Below are 14,675 nucleotides of genomic sequence, written 5' to 3'. Positions count from 1 at the left end.
CAAAGGATATCTGTTGAACATTCTGACTCTCCGACGTATCCCTGCACTTCGGCAATACGGGTTAAAAATCGAGGCTTTCGCCGGGATTCAGGGCTTTCCCCTCAATCCCTTCTTTGTGCAGACGGTCACAGAAGGCGTTCCCGTCCTGTTCAATGCCTGGGAATGTATTGTAATGCACTGGTATCACGCGACTTGCCCGGAGCCATTTGGCTGCCAGCAGCGCATCGTCCGGCCCCATAGTATAGCCGTCACCAATCGGTAATACCGCAGCGTCTATCGAGTTGGTCTCTCCAATGAGACGCATATCGCCAAACAGAGCAGTATCGCCAGCATGAAAAAACGTTTTGCCGCCTAGGGTCAATAAAATGCCCGCAGGCTCACCCATATATATCGTTTGTCCATCCACCGTTAAAGAGGAACTGTGGAACGCAAGCGTGAACTTTACATGGAAGCCGTCAAATTGGTGACCACCTCCAAGGTTCATACTGTGAACCTTGGCTCCCTGAGATGAACAATAGTCAGCCAATTCCGCCACCGCGATCACAGGGCAATCGTTGCGCTTGGCAATTTCAACAGCATCCCCAAAATGATCGGCATGACCATGCGTCAACAGCACTGCATCCACCTGAATATCCTCAGCTTTCACTGCCGCTTTAGGATTTCCAGTCAAAAAAGGATCAATGATAATCCGTTTGCCCTCTTCCTCTACCAGCACCGCTGAATGTCCGTAATATGTGATTTTCATATCATCTGCCACCTCCATTGTCACTTTCATAACTTAGGTTAATCTCATAACTCAGGTTCATTTCCTTTACCCATTATACCTCTTTTTGCATAGAAGTTTCACCTGTACACGAAAAAATACGTTCACCAAGCTGAACCCTGCTGTTTAGAAAGGGCTGTTATTTGTAGAAAACTGCCTTTATTTATAAAAGGTATGATGGCCGATTGTTTTCACCTTGGTACGCGAATGATGAACCGTGAGATCCTGAGCCAATGTCAGCGACAGGAAAAAACAGGTGTTATCAGGCACGGCTTTATGGCCGTTCAACGCAGCCGTAACCGCACGAATGCTGTCCTGGTTAGGCTGAACACGACGAAGACGCCCGTTCGCGACCGGACTAAATTGCGCTTTTTGATAAATTACTGCCTGAATCGTATCGGGAAATGGGGCTGACCGCAGCCGGTTTAAGACAACGTTGGCAACTGCCACTTTGCCTTCGTACGGTTCGCCTTCTGCTTCTGCCATGACTATTTTTTGTAGCAGGAACAGTTCTTTAGCGGAGACAGGATAGCTCCAGGTAGACAACGCCTTGTCATCCTGAGAGAGCATTTGTGTCTTCGTAAAGTAGATGGTTGTAGGAGGGGGAAGAATTGCAGACTTGCTATGCTGGACTTCAGGATTTTTCACGCCGGTTGCAACATTGCTCCAGGCTTGTCCCGCCTGCTTCATCTGGGAAGCGGGTAACGGAGTCGGCATGATTTGTTTCCAGTTCGACTGCCCCTGAGCCGTGGCAAAGATGGGACTTGTCCTGTTTGACCCGTGATGGGTCCCGATCCTGTCCCCTTGTGAAGAAGCCGAAGAATTCCCTGACCAGCTCAGAGATTGCATAGGTGCATTTTTATGATTTTTTTGTGTTTGTTGAACCTCAGCGTAGAGGCCTACCCCCAATATACAAACAAGCAGCACACTCAGAAGAGGTGCAAACCAACGGTGTTCTTTAATGATTTCCATAATGTTCCTCCCGTTAATTTTAGGCACATTCCTCAGATATGTGACCCAAAATGCGCCTTTTGAATAACGCTGAAACACTATATCACTAAAATCGCTGATAAATCAAGGGTTTATAGTTAATAATGGGATTTTTTGAATTATTTTATACATCGGTTTTTGGCCCACTCGGGTCGCGTACAAAACAAATTCTTCCACTTCCCACGGTTCGCCTATCCGGTCATCGGACTGAAAAATAGACGACGGAACAGGCTCCTGTCCTGTATACGAACGTGCTACTGTGATATGGGACCGGTAAGGCCGTTCCTCGGGCTTAAAACCAAGCAGTTCCGTAGCCTGAACTATGGATTGGTGGAGCTGGTTCAAACAATCCTTCTGCCCCGTAACTCCCCTCCAAAGCACACGCGGAAATCCATCTCGTCCAAAAGTCCCCGGTTCACCAATACCGAGAGTGAACGGGGTATGTGCAGCGGCCGCCTGAAATAAAGCCTGTTCCAATTCCGGTATATCCTTGGTCGCCATATCCCCCAGAAACTGAAGTGTCACGTGGTAATCCCTGAAATCGGTCCATTTGCGAAAAGAAAGCTCGTTCACATCCTGTTCCACCCAACGGCGTAACTCCTTCTTATGCTCGCTCGGGAGAGCAATCGCGGTAAAAAGTCTTTGGGTTTGTGCTGTTTGCGGTACTACCGGCGGTAATCCGTTCATCGTCATCGTCTTCCTTTCATCCCTAATCAGAGCGACAGTCATTCGTTGTTATCTATAGTGACACGGCAAGCTCGTTTCTATCCCTATTTATGCAATTCTTCCCGCCAATCTGCTATCCTTGAAAGGATGATTCATAGAATATATTGGAAGCTCCGAAAAATCAAAAGCCGAGGAGGTAATGAATCATGGGAAACATCGTAAGTTTACACCAGCTTACCGCAGAGCAAAAAAAGCAAATTCGTGCAGCAGCCCCGGGCTATGGGCTGATCATTGGCAAAGCCCAAGAGCTGGAGCCTGAACAAATCCGACAGGCCGAGATCATTTTAGGCTGGTCCAGGCATATTGCCGAAGCAGCTTTGCGCCCAGACAGCAAGCTGAAATGGATACAGACCTGGTCGGCGGGTATTGATAAGCTGCCACTTGCAGAGCTGGAAAAGCGTCATATTTTACTCACCAATTCAAGTGGCGTTCATGCCGTTCCGATTACGGAGCAAATCTTTGGGATGCTGCTGTCGCATACACGTTATTTACAGCAAGCAGCTCTCTTGCAGCGTCAGAAAACATGGCAGCCACCGGAAGGCGAGTTGACGGAATTACGTGGCAAAACACTGCTGATTATGGGCGTGGGCAAAATCGGCAGTGAAACGGCGCGGATCGCAGAAGCCTTCGGCATACGAGTGATCGGAGTCCGGCGTTCCGGCAAGGATGCCCCTCATGTGAAGCACATGTATACAAATGAGCAATTACATGAAGCGTTGGGAGAGGCGGATATCGTGGTAAATATTCTGCCATTCACCGAGGAAACCCGTCACTTCTTTGACGAAAAGGCATTTGCAGCCATGCGAAAGGGAGCTTTCTTCATTAACGTAGGTCGTGGCGGCACTGTCCATACGGATGCACTTGTGCGTTCTCTGGAGCAAAAGCATATTGCCTTTGCCGGACTGGATGTATTCGAGGAAGAACCGCTACCCGCGTCACATCCACTGTGGAGTCTGGAGAATGTCCTGATCACGCCGCATATTGCAGGCGACACGGACCACTACGCTGAACGGGCGGTAGATATTTTCCTCACCAATTTGAAAGCCTATGCAGCCGATCAGGAGCTGCCGCTGAATTGGGTCAACTATAAAACTCAGTATTAACAAACCAACTATTCACAGATCCATATTTCCCGGCTCATACTTGTCTTGTGTATGCGGCATTGCTCCGTGAGGGTCCAGCCTGACTCGGACAGCAATGCTGCCATCGGCTCCGTGCTTACAACTACCGCTCGTGCGGCCAAGCGTCTCAGGCTGCGAAGCATCTGCTTTTGTTCATCGGCAGGGAGTACGGAGCACAGATTATAGGGCATATCCAATATGGCTGCATCATAGGTTCCCTCTAGCAGATTCATATCTCCCAGTTTCACCCGATCCTCTTCATATCCAAAATGACGCAAATTCACGCGTGCCCCGCGTACCGCCAGCGGATTAATGTCACAACCGCGAACATCTTTTCCCATGCTCAGTGCTTCAATCATTACATTGCCCATGCCACAGCACGGGTCCAGCAACTTCAATCGGCCTGCATCTACATGATTTGCTGCTATATCATGCACTGCCAAATTCACAAGCGCTTTGGCTACCAGCACGGGTAGTCCGGTGGAATAGTTTTGCGGCTTATGACGGCGCTCCAGCCACGATCTGTCGCTGTACACACATTTGCCTAGCAGCCACCTCTCTCCTACCCGTACGACACCCAGCGTGTCATCCGGTTCCTTCATTTGCGCCTGCCCCCGAATACGTGCGCCAATGCGTCTTTCTATACCGCGTCGCTCGTCATAGTCGGCCACATTGTCGCCTTCCTTGAGGCACAGGACCTTGAAGGTCTTCCCTTCTTCAAGATGAATTGCGGAAGCTGCTTCGCATAGCTCATCCAACGTACCCGCATCTGCGGTCACATCCAGTCGAAGATGGATGAACGGGCTGGTGCCCGGCTCCAACTGCCGATAGGACAGCAGCATGGAATCATGCGCAGGCGGCTGGCCGAACAAGCTTTTCAACTCCAAAAGACACAGCTCTCGCTCGGTTTCATGACACGCATAGATATATATGTATTTTTGAATATTTATAGCAGAACTATTGATTTCATGTCTGTTCATGTCAGATCTCTTTTCATTTGGAATCATTGCTAAAATTTACAGCCTCCGCTATAAAACAGTAGGACTGAAGCCGCTGCTCATAATCGGGAATGGGGGAGCCCAGGTGGCTGTTCAGACATCGGGCGAGCAAACATGGACACCTGCCCATATTCGTATGTGCCTTCCAGCAAAGCCAGCACCACTTCCGGACTGGAGGAAGCCAGCCCCTCCAGATCATGATGCTCCGAAGTCCAGTAGCGCGTATAGATATTCCCCGCTTCTTTTCCATACTTAAAAACCAGTTTCTTCTACTATATAGGGTTAAATGAAATGTTAGTCCAGATCGTAAATGGAACCCACCTTCAAACCATACAGCTCATTATAGATTTTCTCGGCAAAAGCATCGGTCATCCCTGCAATATAATCAATGACCATATGCTCCCATGTCCAAATCGGTTTCGTCTTGCCCTGATCACGTTCAAAGCGTTGGAGCCAATCACTCGGAATAATGGACTTGGATGTCTCTGGATCGAGAAAAGCCAGCCACAGGCGTCTGAGCATCCATTCACTCCGTTTTTGCAGCCGCTGCACGCGCAGATCACGGATCATCGTGACCCAGGCAAAGCTTTTCAGCACACTCACGGTGCGAAGCATATCGAGATCTTCGCCTCCATCCCGTACAAAAGTAACCTTTTTCCAATTACTCGCATCAATTACACCCAAGCTGCTGACAAATAAACTGACCCAGTACGCTTTCACCTCACGCCGGGTGCGGGAATAATCGTGTTCACACATCGGCATCTTTCCATTCCAGACCTTCAAAAATTCGCTAAGCACAGCCGCCACCTTCTGTTCGATCTGAGCCAACTGCCAGCCTTGCCAGAAGCTATCCTCCAACGTGGTGATTTTTTCTGTAATGAGGCGGATCAGATATGGATCATACAAAAAATGCTCGTGCACCTCAATTTTCCCTGCCTTAATTCCGTCCTCCAGATCATGCGCGGAATACGCAATATCGTCGCACAGGTCCATAAGCTGGGCCTCCAGCGTCTTTTGACCATCAGGAATTTTCCAATCCTCACGGATGGAACGAATGTATTCCCACTCATGCAGGTACATCCCTTTTTTGTTCAAAATCCCCGGATACGGGTACTTGTTGATCCCCAGTAACACAGCGTCCGACAAATTGAGACCATCTACGTTCTCACGCTTCTCCAAAAACATAATCAGGCGGAAATTGTGTGCGTTCCCCTCAAAATGCTCATAGATCCGTCGCTCACGTGCATAAGCCTCCAGCCCCTGCTTGGAATCAGCCGTGAAGCCTCCGGCGGCTGCTATCTTTTCCACCTTCGTCTCGATTAACTGATCCAATATGCCGTCCAGTACCTCTTCGCCCTTGTGCCCGAACGGTGGATGACCAAAATCATGCGCAATGGATGCACATTCCACCACCTCGGGGTCAATAATTAGCCCGGCGTTATCCGCCTGCCCCAGCTCCACCTCGGGATGCCGCCGCAGCAAGCTGCGTGCCGCTTCGCGTGCAATCTGCGCTACCTCCAAAGAATGCGTCAGCCGTGTGCGGTAATAATCGCCCGTGCCTGCGCCAAAAACCTGGGATTTGCCTTGTAGCCGACGAAAGGTCGGTGAATGGATTAATCGGGAATAATCCCGTTCATATGCGGCCCGTGAAGCGTCGCTTCGTGTCTGTTCCGGAAACTGCCGATGCTCTCTCTTGTTTTGCCATGTCATAAAGCCCACTCCCAACGTACTCAATTGGAGTGATTATACATTTTTTTCACGTCTCAGGAAAGCTCACACGACTTGCATCGAGAAGATTGTATGTACGGTTGAATGAATCGAAGTTCGTTACACGAAAAATATCATATGAAAAAGGTATTCCTCCAGCCATTAGGATTCAGGCCGGGGAATAGGCGGAATGATGCTGTACAAGCGGGGTGGTGGCGATAGGAAGCACTATCCGACAGCATTTTCCCCCACTCCGGCTGAGGGGGTTGGGCGCCCAAACCGAGAAATCCAAGCGCCGCCGCTTCAATGATCGCCGTTCCAATTCCCAGCGTGCCCTGTACGATAATCGGTGTTAGGCTATTCGGCAAAATGTACCGGAGTATGATTCGTACATTATTTGCCCCTAGCGCTCTGGCAGAAGGGATGTATTCCTCGGTTTTGACACTGAGCACTTTGGAGCGAACCAACCGTCCGTATGTCGGCACGTTGACGATAGCAATCGCCAGCAGAATCCCTGTAAACGCCAGTAAAATGTCGAACAGCCGCGAGATGATATGTCTGCCCATTTTCCGTAAAATCCCGCAACTAAACCTGGGGCCGTTCCTACGATCATTGAACCAATGACGACTGATTACTGATAACGGATACGCCGATCCAGAACCGTGTACAGCAAATCGACAATTAGATTAATGATGACAAACAGGAACGCAATGATTAGAATTCCGCTTCCAGGCGCTCACGATAACCGCATTCATTCCAACAACAATAGCAAAAAACATACTCGCCACCGTCAACTCCAGCGTAGCCGCCAAGTACTGGAATCAAAACGGCCAGCCTTTTTACAATATATGAGTTCATACCAGAATCACTGCCTGCTTGCGCTTGAGCTATTTGAACTATTCAAAATAAACGCTGCTATACGATTCAATACCTGCCGGAGCAGGTACGAAACCCTTGAGATTCGCTTTACCTGCCATCAGCGGTGTGCTGTGAACCAGTGGAATCCATGGCGCATCCTGTTTAATAATCACTTGCGCTTGTTTGTACAGCTCAGCACGCTTGTCCTGATCGACCTCAACCTGGGCTTTCACCAATATTTTGTGCAGCTTCTCATTGACATAAAAGCTACGGTTATTACCCGGAATCGTATCCTTGTCCAGCAAGGTGTAAAGGAAGTTGTCCGGATCGCCATGATCCCCATTCCATCCCAGCATGTACAGATCATCTTTCTGCCCCGCCTTGACATCATCCAGATAGGTGGCCCATTCTGGCGATTGGATGTTCACTTTAATACCTATTTTTTCAAAATCAGCTTGAATGGCTTCCGCTACTTTTTTGCCGTCCGGCATGTATGGACGAGATACAGGCATCGCGTAAAAAGTTAACGGCTCGGTGAGCCCGTTAGGATAGCCCGCTTCCGCCAGCAAGGATTTGGCCTTATCCAGATCGTAGGTATAATCCTGAATGCTATCGTTATACCCCCATAACGTAGGCGGTATCGGATTGACCGCAGGCTGGGCCTCTCCCGCAAACAATGCATCAATAATGGCCTGCTTGTTCACCGCATGATTAAGCGCTTGCCGTACCTTAGGATTATTGAATATCTTTTTCTTTAAATTAAATCCGATATACGCCACATTAAAGGATGGACGTTCCATTTTTTGTAGCTCATTATTGCCTGCCAGTCGCTTCGCATCGTCCGGGTTGAGATCCTCCATCAGATCAATCTCCCCGTTTTGCAGAGCATTAAATCGCGCGGTATTATCGGGAATAGAACGAACAATGACCTTGGCCAGCTTCGGCTGTGCCTCTTTCCAGTAGTTTGGATTTTTCTCCAGCGTGGTGCTATCGTTCCGTTTCCATTCCTTAAATACAAAGGGTCCCGTACCGACCGGATTGTTCTTGAAATCAGCCTTTTTCTCCTGAATAGCCTTAGGACTTGCGATACTAAAGGATGGCATAGCGATATTTTGTAAAAAAGGCGCCTGCGGCTCAGTCAGTGTAAACTGGACGGTGTTCGCATCTACCGCTTTGACCGCTTTGATCACCCGATTTCCTTCAGGGCCGAACATAGAATCATAATAATCAAACGAGTCTCCGTCAAATTTATATGGACTCTTCGGATCAGACCAGCGTTCAAAGTTAAAAACAACGGCTTCTGCATTAAAGTCGCTTCCATCATGGAATTTTACACCTTGACGCAGCTTGAACGTATAGATCAGTCCGTCCGGCGATACTTCCCAGCTCTCTGCAAGCCCCGGCTGAATCTCCGTGGTGCTCTCCTTGTATTCCAGCAGTGTGTCGAACACTTGCATTCCGATTTTTAGCGATTCACTCTCGGTCACCATAGCCGGGTCCAGCGCTACGGAATCGCCACCGCGTCCATAAATCAGCGTATCTTGTACGCCCTCTCCCGCTCCGCCTGGCACTTTTCCTGTCTCTGGTTTTGCACCTTCACTGGAACCCCCACAGCCGGAAAGTGCCAGTACAGCTCCTAGCGCAAGCACCAGCAGTACGGTCCAGATTTTGTTTTTTACGTACTTTTTGCTCATGCAGCAGACCCCCTTCACACCTCGTATATTGTTAATTCGTTGATACCGGATGAATGTCAATTCCTTAAGTTTGACATGACAAGCTTGTCCTCAAGCTGTGATCCCAGGTTCCGAGTTCATCATATAGGTGTAGTAGCAGAGGAGGTCTGGATGTTTCATGGATAGGCTTATTTTGAAGAAAACAGGCACTATTCCGCCTACTTCGTTTTCCATGTACATTTTTGTAGTTCAATTTGTATAGTAGTGCAAAAGGTGCCTGTAGAGTGAGATGGAATGAAAATCGAAGAGGAGTATGCTAGGTCGTGGTAAACGTGTGATATATACTCATAAGCCATGAGGATCCTGATCAAACAAAGTTGATTATTGGATACTTTACTATAAATTATGGAAGCAGACAAGGGGGGGGGCCATACATTAGGATATGTTTTTATACGTCATGTTAATTAATATCACAAACTATTTTACACGGTCATATTAAATAAATGCTCCTGTTTGTGATCCTCCCTCTCCAAGCAGGAGCATTCTCTTATCTTAGACATGTATAGTGTTCCTTTCATATCTTGAGATGATGAGGAACGTTCATGTTAAGAAAGGGCAGGCGGTTACCTTCAACCGCCTGTCTATTTATGCTTCAGGCGTTACTGCTTCGTTCCAATGAGAGTAAATTCGTCTTCGTCTGAGCATGAGCTTCTCTACGAAGATCATTTTGTCGTTTTAAATACACCCAGACGATTCAAGACTACAAGCAGGCGATAAAAATCATAGCTGCTCGGCAGCTTCGCATCCACAATCGGATTCGCCGGATTAAAGGCAACGGCTGCGGCTGCGGCTTCCTTTGCCCAAGCTGGTACTAGCATAGCCTGACGCGCCTCCAGATCAACTACTCGCTGATCCATTTTTTTAATATAAGCGCTCTGTTCGTTCAATGTCTGTTCGAGCACATCTTTGCTGTTTTCAAGCGTGGCAACCTGCTGCTGCAAGGCTTTAAATGCCGCTTTTTCCTCTGCTGTCATCGGTTCATCCCCCTCTTCTTCTCCTGCAAAAGCTTGGCGCAGCTCGGCCTCTGTTCCAGTATATACATTCAGATCAACAGATCCTTGAATCCCATCAACCTGTCCACTGTCGCTATATTGCCAGAAGTCCCACTGGTTCCATGCTGTGGTATCGCCGGGCACTCGTGTGCTGTAACGCGCGATCCACAGCTTATAGGCTCCCAGCGGCACCTTGAAATGTGCCGCAAATGCGTTTCCCGTATATACCATCGGCTTGCGACCACTTACCCTTTCAAATTCCGTCAAAAACGCCATGGCTACTTCATGAATCGCGGCAGAGCTAAGTCCACCCGGATTGTTCTCATAATCCATGACCGCTGGAAAGTCCAGCGCTTTTGCGCCTCCAACCCGATCCAGCACCTCGGCAAAATGTCTGGCCTCCGCTTTGGCCGCGTCAACGCTGGTTGCATCTACAAAATGGTAAGCTCCCAGTAATACCCCTGCTGCCTTCGCCCCTTTTGCGTTGGTGATAAATGTCGGATCGACGTAACGTTGCCCCTGACTCGCTTTAACAAAGGCAAACGATTTGCCGTCGGCACGTACACGTTTCCAATCTATATTCTCCTGGTATCGGGAAACGTCAATGCCCTCTGCAGCGTTAGGACTGCGATTTTGCATAAGTCGATCCCTCCTTGTCATTCATAATGTGTAGCCGATGATGTTACTATTAAAACTATGTTTGGACCGTTGAAGCGGTCCGGGCTTTTCCACCTTGGTGCTGAAATTGGGGCAGAGGTGCATTCTAACAACCTTTTATGAAGCCTTATTTCCTTTGTCGGCAGGGTCTGTTTGTTTTGTCTTTGCCCCACTCGACTTGGACTCAAAAATCGCCACCGCATTCCGTAAAATATCCGGCATCGGCACACCCATTCTGCCTACATTTTCAATAATCGACAATAGTTCATTCGCCAAATAAAAGAAAACGACGGCATCCCGGAAATAATGTGCATCCCCGAGAATACCGTCGATCAGATGAGCTACCGTAATCATCAAAAACACCGTAACCTTGCGAAAAATACCGTAATAGCCCTCTCGGCTTTTCAATGCTCCATTAATCCAGGCCGCCGCCCAGCCAGTAAAAAAGTCGATAATGACCATCCATAACAACAACGTCAACATCGTCGTCCACCCCCCGAAGAAATAACCGATCAAGGTCCCCGTGGAAAACCCCAGCCAAATCTGATCGATCTTTTCATGCATGCTTGTTCCCCCTTTTGAATTAAGGTGTAAAGTGAATGCCCTTGGGCTGATCCAGGGGCATTCAAAACCATTATTTTTGTTTTCTATACTGTTCTCTTACGAAAAATAGAGTTATACCATTTAACCGTTTCTTCCTGTTCATTCAGAACATCGGTTGATGACGAATCAGCTACGTTGCCCGGTATCAGATCAGACCGTTTGGATAAAATAATCTTCATTACTTTTTCACGCTGTTCTTCATCTAAAGCGTTGCTTCCAATGATCGTTGCGATATCACCCTCTCCCCGATCATAGCAGGTAATGCAAGCATGAGCACAAATACGCAGTTGAGCCTCTGTTAAAGCTGCCATGGTTATGACTTCACCTCCATTTATTTCCCTCTATTGTCCAGCATGAGCTGGGTCAGTGTCACTTCGAGATCGGCAATACGTTGCTTCAATTGGTCTGCCTCGCTTGGCTGTTGCTCGGTTTTTGATGTCAGTTCCTTAATAGCTTTCTCACTTAAGCCCTCACTCCAAAATGTCGTGGGATCTCTTCGCTCTGGAGCCGTAAAGGTCTGGGCAAGATAGACAGGCTCGTCCCCACATTCGTTTTCCGGCTTGCTTTGCCATTCATCATGCAGCTTCTGAAATGAAGCTTGTGGTTCCTTGCTCTGCTGCTCGTATGCGTTCTGTGCTTCTAACAGCTTTTCGTCATATTCTGCCTCATAGGTCAGCCAGCCTTGAATGTCAAAACGAGGATGGTATAAGCCCGATGGCACTATAATACCGACGGTATAGCCAGCAGGGATGTTTTCTGAATTCGCTTCATCTATAGCACTTGAACTATCGGTAGTAAGCTGATAAGTGTCTAACTGCTGGTCTGTATCAGATAGTGTGAGCGAAGATGGGGCATAAAAAGGGACGACACCCGAAAAGGCATCGTCCACTAGCTCGTCCTCCAGATAGAGGCCGCCTGTATTTACTTTAGGAACTGCTTTCATGCGCTTTCCTCCTTATTGTTCGGCTAGAAACGGCGGTATAGAATCTAAACTAATCCATCCGTTTTGCATCATACTTATCCCGTTTATAGGTAACGGGGTAACGGAACCGTTGCTATTAATATTCACACGTCCTAACACATCAGTTTGCGTGTCCGTGTTAGCAGCAGTTATCAGAACACGACTCAATTTAGGTCTATATCCGGGCGGCAAAATAAACATAGCGGTGTTAAGCGTACCGAGTTTTAAAACCCCTTTCATGTGTATAAGCCCCTCAGAGTCTTTATAGTACCCAATCTGAGATAGTATTGACGAATAGTTCGACCAGCCATTGAGCAAAGTCGGTACGATCCACGAAGGATTATCCTTCTCAGCCTTCTTATTCTCCAGCACCGACACACGCGCTGTATTCTGCTGTACGCTATCTACCAAGTCCAGCAGCAACGTTTTTTCGTTGGCGGCGCAGGTCCCTGTGAATTGTGCGGCAGGAGACACTTCCAAGGTGATGTACGTTATGGCGTAGGATTCCTGTTTATCTTGGTCGCTTGCATAGAGCAATTGTGCTAGTGCCCCTGCGCTAGTGATAAATCCAGTGCTTAACCTCCATCGTTTATCAGCTACGCCTAACTTATAAACCCCGAGTAAACGAATGGTTTTTTGGCTAAGTAGTTTGGCGCTAAAATTAGCATTATTGATGTTCATACGGTTGCCGTAAGCTGTAGCGATTTCAATGTATGCGTCGGCCCGTTCACGCAATACAATCCCCGTACCCACTTCAACCTGATTATCTCCCTCGTTAAAAGTAAGCTGGCCCTCGCTAATGATAGGCTCCACGGTAGGCGTTGAGAGTTGATATACGAGTTGGTACGGCGTTTTGTAATCCGTGGCTTGAGTTGTTGGTAGCGTGTTTGTGTAATTATTCGCTCCCCCTGATAAGACGGTGCCCCAAGCTTTTACGCCTGTTCCATCGTAAGGGTCCAATGTGGTTTGGTTTCTCATCCTCCAACCCATAAAATACGCCTTAATTTCGTCTGCTGTAGGTGTGTAACCGTCTCCCCATCCACTGTCGGCAGTAGAAATGGAAATGTACAAATCTCCCTTACTTGTAACGGCATTTGTATCTAAGGTGCTGCCTGTCGTACCCTGCGGGATGATTTTACCGTCATACTTGGTTGCCCATCCACTCGCGGCAACTGCGCCAGATACCAAACCGACTACCTTAACCTGCTTAAGTCCCGCTGAGGATGTGTCCCCAATCACCCAAGATAATGAGCCATCCAATACCAGCGAGCGCCACTTCTTGGTCTTGAAGTATTGACCGTCTCGCTCGAATACAGTTTCCGCATTAGCTCCTGTAACCGGATCGGCGTACAGGTCTGTTTGCAGTGCCAGCATTGAGTCTTCACGCGGCTTGAATGTCTTGGCTGTGCTGCCGATTGTCAGCATTAGATTAGAAAATGTAAAAGTCCCAGTCGAAGTATCCCCATTATCTATTGTTACACGCAATCTACTTGAGTTATTAGGTGCGACAAATGTTAAAGGTAGCGGTTGGGTAGTCGTGTTTCCGCCCCCCACCACATTTCCAGCAGCGTCTTCAAACGCCATGTACAATACCCCTGTTGCGTCTCCGCTGATCGTGTATGATCTACCTGTTACGATAGGTATATACGTGTTTGCCGCCTGAAAAGCCGCCGTGCCTTTAAGTGTCAAAGCGTAGGGGGATGTTATCGACATGTTGGCATGTGTTGTCCATTCATAAAAGCTCGGCAATAGGTTTTCTCCATTACGAATCGCATACGGATTACGTACAGGCACTACACTATCAACATATGGATACTTTGTGGCTACCCGTTCTGTGGTCATACCGTCCAATGCAGCATATTCAGCTGCGCTGATTTCATAGATACGAACCGAATCAAAGTAACCATATTGACCCCGAAGCCCCTTCACTACAAAATCGATATTCCCACTAATAAAGTCTTGTGTTGGACTGAATTTCTTCCAAACAGTTGTAAACTTTTCTTTGTCGGTTATCGTTTGTGTATCTCCGCCTCCATAGCCACCTCCCCATCCAATATAAATTCCGCCCTCTGCGTTACCGTTCTTAGCCTCACCAACAAGCACATAATATTTCCCTGCTTTTATGGAACCGGAAGGGATGAAAGAAAGTCCTATGCCCGTTGAAACAGTTACAGTAACCTTAAGTCCGTAGGTGGTCCCTAATGATTTATTAGAAAAATCCTGCTCATAGGTACCGTTGTATGTACCAATTGTCGAAGTATTTTCAAATCCTCCCGTACGCCCCAACAAATTTACCAACGTACGCCCGCTCAGCCCCGTGAGCGAGAACGGTGCAGCCTTCTCCGCATGAACAATTTGCACCCCAGGTTCCAGCGTTACCGACTTACGCTCCGTCGTATCCAGACGCTTCTTTAACGCATCCACACCATCATTCACATCACCTGCAAAATCGTCCACAGCACGCCAGTTTTGATCCAGATACTTCTCCAGATCAAAATACGTTGTTTTCGGAGAGGAACGATCAATTTGATTTAATCCGAGATTCGGTGTTTTTTCGCTTGCCATG

Annotated in this window: 12 protein-coding genes and 1 pseudogene; 1 reads left to right on the top strand and 12 read right to left on the bottom strand. The window is 48.0% G+C overall.

Annotated elements, in window-relative coordinates; translation table 11 throughout:
- Positions 1–61: 61 nt before the first annotated feature.
- The 3 genes from ACWGOO_RS08195 to thpR form a co-directional block, all read right to left on the bottom strand.
- The gene (locus ACWGOO_RS08195) at positions 62–745 is read right to left on the bottom strand and encodes a metal-dependent hydrolase (protein WP_452482345.1); all 684 of its coding nucleotides are present in this window, start codon (positions 743–745) and stop codon (positions 62–64) included.
- A 177-nt stretch (positions 746–922) separates the two neighbouring features.
- Positions 923–1,735, bottom strand: coding sequence for a cell wall hydrolase (locus tag ACWGOO_RS08190; protein ID WP_452482343.1), 813 nt, complete (start codon positions 1,733–1,735; stop codon positions 923–925).
- A 102-nt stretch (positions 1,736–1,837) separates the two neighbouring features.
- Positions 1,838–2,440 carry an RNA 2',3'-cyclic phosphodiesterase gene (gene thpR / locus ACWGOO_RS08185; protein ID WP_452482340.1) on the bottom strand — a complete coding sequence of 201 codons (603 nt, stop codon included), beginning with the start codon at positions 2,438–2,440 and terminating at the stop codon, positions 1,838–1,840.
- A 185-nt stretch (positions 2,441–2,625) separates the two neighbouring features.
- On the opposite strand from thpR, the gene ACWGOO_RS08180 reads away from it, so the two are divergent.
- Positions 2,626–3,582 carry a D-2-hydroxyacid dehydrogenase gene (locus ACWGOO_RS08180; RefSeq protein ID WP_452482338.1) on the top strand — a complete coding sequence of 319 codons (957 nt, stop codon included), beginning with the start codon at positions 2,626–2,628 and terminating at the stop codon, positions 3,580–3,582.
- An 8-nt stretch (positions 3,583–3,590) separates the two neighbouring features.
- On the opposite strand, the gene ACWGOO_RS08175 is transcribed toward ACWGOO_RS08180, so the two are convergent.
- From ACWGOO_RS08175 to ACWGOO_RS08135, 9 genes and pseudogenes are all read right to left on the bottom strand, one after another.
- The gene (locus ACWGOO_RS08175; protein WP_452482336.1) at positions 3,591–4,580 is read right to left on the bottom strand and encodes a methyltransferase domain-containing protein; all 990 of its coding nucleotides are present in this window, start codon (positions 4,578–4,580) and stop codon (positions 3,591–3,593) included.
- 312 nt (positions 4,581–4,892) lie between these two features.
- The gene (locus tag ACWGOO_RS08170; RefSeq protein ID WP_452482334.1) at positions 4,893–6,308 is read right to left on the bottom strand and encodes a deoxyguanosinetriphosphate triphosphohydrolase family protein; all 1,416 of its coding nucleotides are present in this window, start codon (positions 6,306–6,308) and stop codon (positions 4,893–4,895) included.
- A gap of 164 nt (positions 6,309–6,472) precedes the next feature.
- A pseudogene (locus tag ACWGOO_RS08165) lies at positions 6,473–6,930 on the bottom strand (ABC transporter permease); the annotation flags it as partial.
- A gap of 271 nt (positions 6,931–7,201) precedes the next feature.
- Positions 7,202–8,857: an ABC transporter substrate-binding protein gene (locus ACWGOO_RS08160; RefSeq protein WP_452482332.1), complete on the bottom strand. Its 1,656-nt coding sequence runs from the start codon at positions 8,855–8,857 to the stop codon at positions 7,202–7,204.
- Between the two features lie 701 nt (positions 8,858–9,558).
- A complete protein-coding gene (locus ACWGOO_RS08155; RefSeq protein WP_452482330.1) occupies positions 9,559–10,527 on the bottom strand; it encodes a glycoside hydrolase family 25 protein in 969 nt (322 codons plus the stop codon).
- 135 nt (positions 10,528–10,662) lie between these two features.
- Positions 10,663–11,109: a phage holin family protein gene (locus ACWGOO_RS08150; RefSeq protein WP_452482328.1), complete on the bottom strand. Its 447-nt coding sequence runs from the start codon at positions 11,107–11,109 to the stop codon at positions 10,663–10,665.
- Between the two features lie 83 nt (positions 11,110–11,192).
- Positions 11,193–11,459 (bottom strand): hypothetical protein, encoded by a 267-nt coding sequence (locus ACWGOO_RS08145; protein ID WP_452482326.1) that lies wholly within the window; start codon positions 11,457–11,459, stop codon positions 11,193–11,195.
- Positions 11,460–11,479: 20 nt separating this feature from the next.
- Positions 11,480–12,091 carry a hypothetical protein gene (locus ACWGOO_RS08140; RefSeq protein ID WP_452482324.1) on the bottom strand — a complete coding sequence of 204 codons (612 nt, stop codon included), beginning with the start codon at positions 12,089–12,091 and terminating at the stop codon, positions 11,480–11,482.
- A gap of 12 nt (positions 12,092–12,103) precedes the next feature.
- Positions 12,104–14,674 (bottom strand): hypothetical protein, encoded by a 2,571-nt coding sequence (locus tag ACWGOO_RS08135; protein ID WP_452482322.1) that lies wholly within the window; start codon positions 14,672–14,674, stop codon positions 12,104–12,106.
- Position 14,675 lies beyond the last annotated feature (1 nt).

The sequence above is a fragment of the Paenibacillus sp. NPDC055715 genome, assembly GCF_053617595.1.
This window is presented reverse-complemented; position numbering and strand designations above follow the sequence as displayed.

What these genes read in the sequence shown, in the direction of transcription:
- ACWGOO_RS08195 (WP_452482345.1), bottom strand. Translation starts at nt 745, where the DNA reads ATGAAAATCACATATTACGGACATTCAGCGGTGCTGGTAGAGGAAGAG.
- ACWGOO_RS08190 (WP_452482343.1), bottom strand. Translation starts at nt 1,735, where the DNA reads ATGGAAATCATTAAAGAACACCGTTGGTTTGCACCTCTTCTGAGTGTG.
- thpR (WP_452482340.1), bottom strand. Translation starts at nt 2,440, where the DNA reads ATGAACGGATTACCGCCGGTAGTACCGCAAACAGCACAAACCCAAAGA.
- ACWGOO_RS08180 (WP_452482338.1), top strand. Translation starts at nt 2,626, where the DNA reads ATGGGAAACATCGTAAGTTTACACCAGCTTACCGCAGAGCAAAAAAAG.
- ACWGOO_RS08175 (WP_452482336.1), bottom strand. Translation starts at nt 4,580, where the DNA reads ATGAACAGACATGAAATCAATAGTTCTGCTATAAATATTCAAAAATAC.
- ACWGOO_RS08170 (WP_452482334.1), bottom strand. Translation starts at nt 6,308, where the DNA reads ATGACATGGCAAAACAAGAGAGAGCATCGGCAGTTTCCGGAACAGACA.
- ACWGOO_RS08160 (WP_452482332.1), bottom strand. Translation starts at nt 8,857, where the DNA reads ATGAGCAAAAAGTACGTAAAAAACAAAATCTGGACCGTACTGCTGGTG.
- ACWGOO_RS08155 (WP_452482330.1), bottom strand. Translation starts at nt 10,527, where the DNA reads ATGCAAAATCGCAGTCCTAACGCTGCAGAGGGCATTGACGTTTCCCGA.
- ACWGOO_RS08150 (WP_452482328.1), bottom strand. Translation starts at nt 11,109, where the DNA reads ATGCATGAAAAGATCGATCAGATTTGGCTGGGGTTTTCCACGGGGACC.
- ACWGOO_RS08145 (WP_452482326.1), bottom strand. Translation starts at nt 11,459, where the DNA reads ATGGCAGCTTTAACAGAGGCTCAACTGCGTATTTGTGCTCATGCTTGC.
- ACWGOO_RS08140 (WP_452482324.1), bottom strand. Translation starts at nt 12,091, where the DNA reads ATGAAAGCAGTTCCTAAAGTAAATACAGGCGGCCTCTATCTGGAGGAC.
- ACWGOO_RS08135 (WP_452482322.1), bottom strand. Translation starts at nt 14,674, where the DNA reads ATGGCAAGCGAAAAAACACCGAATCTCGGATTAAATCAAATTGATCGT.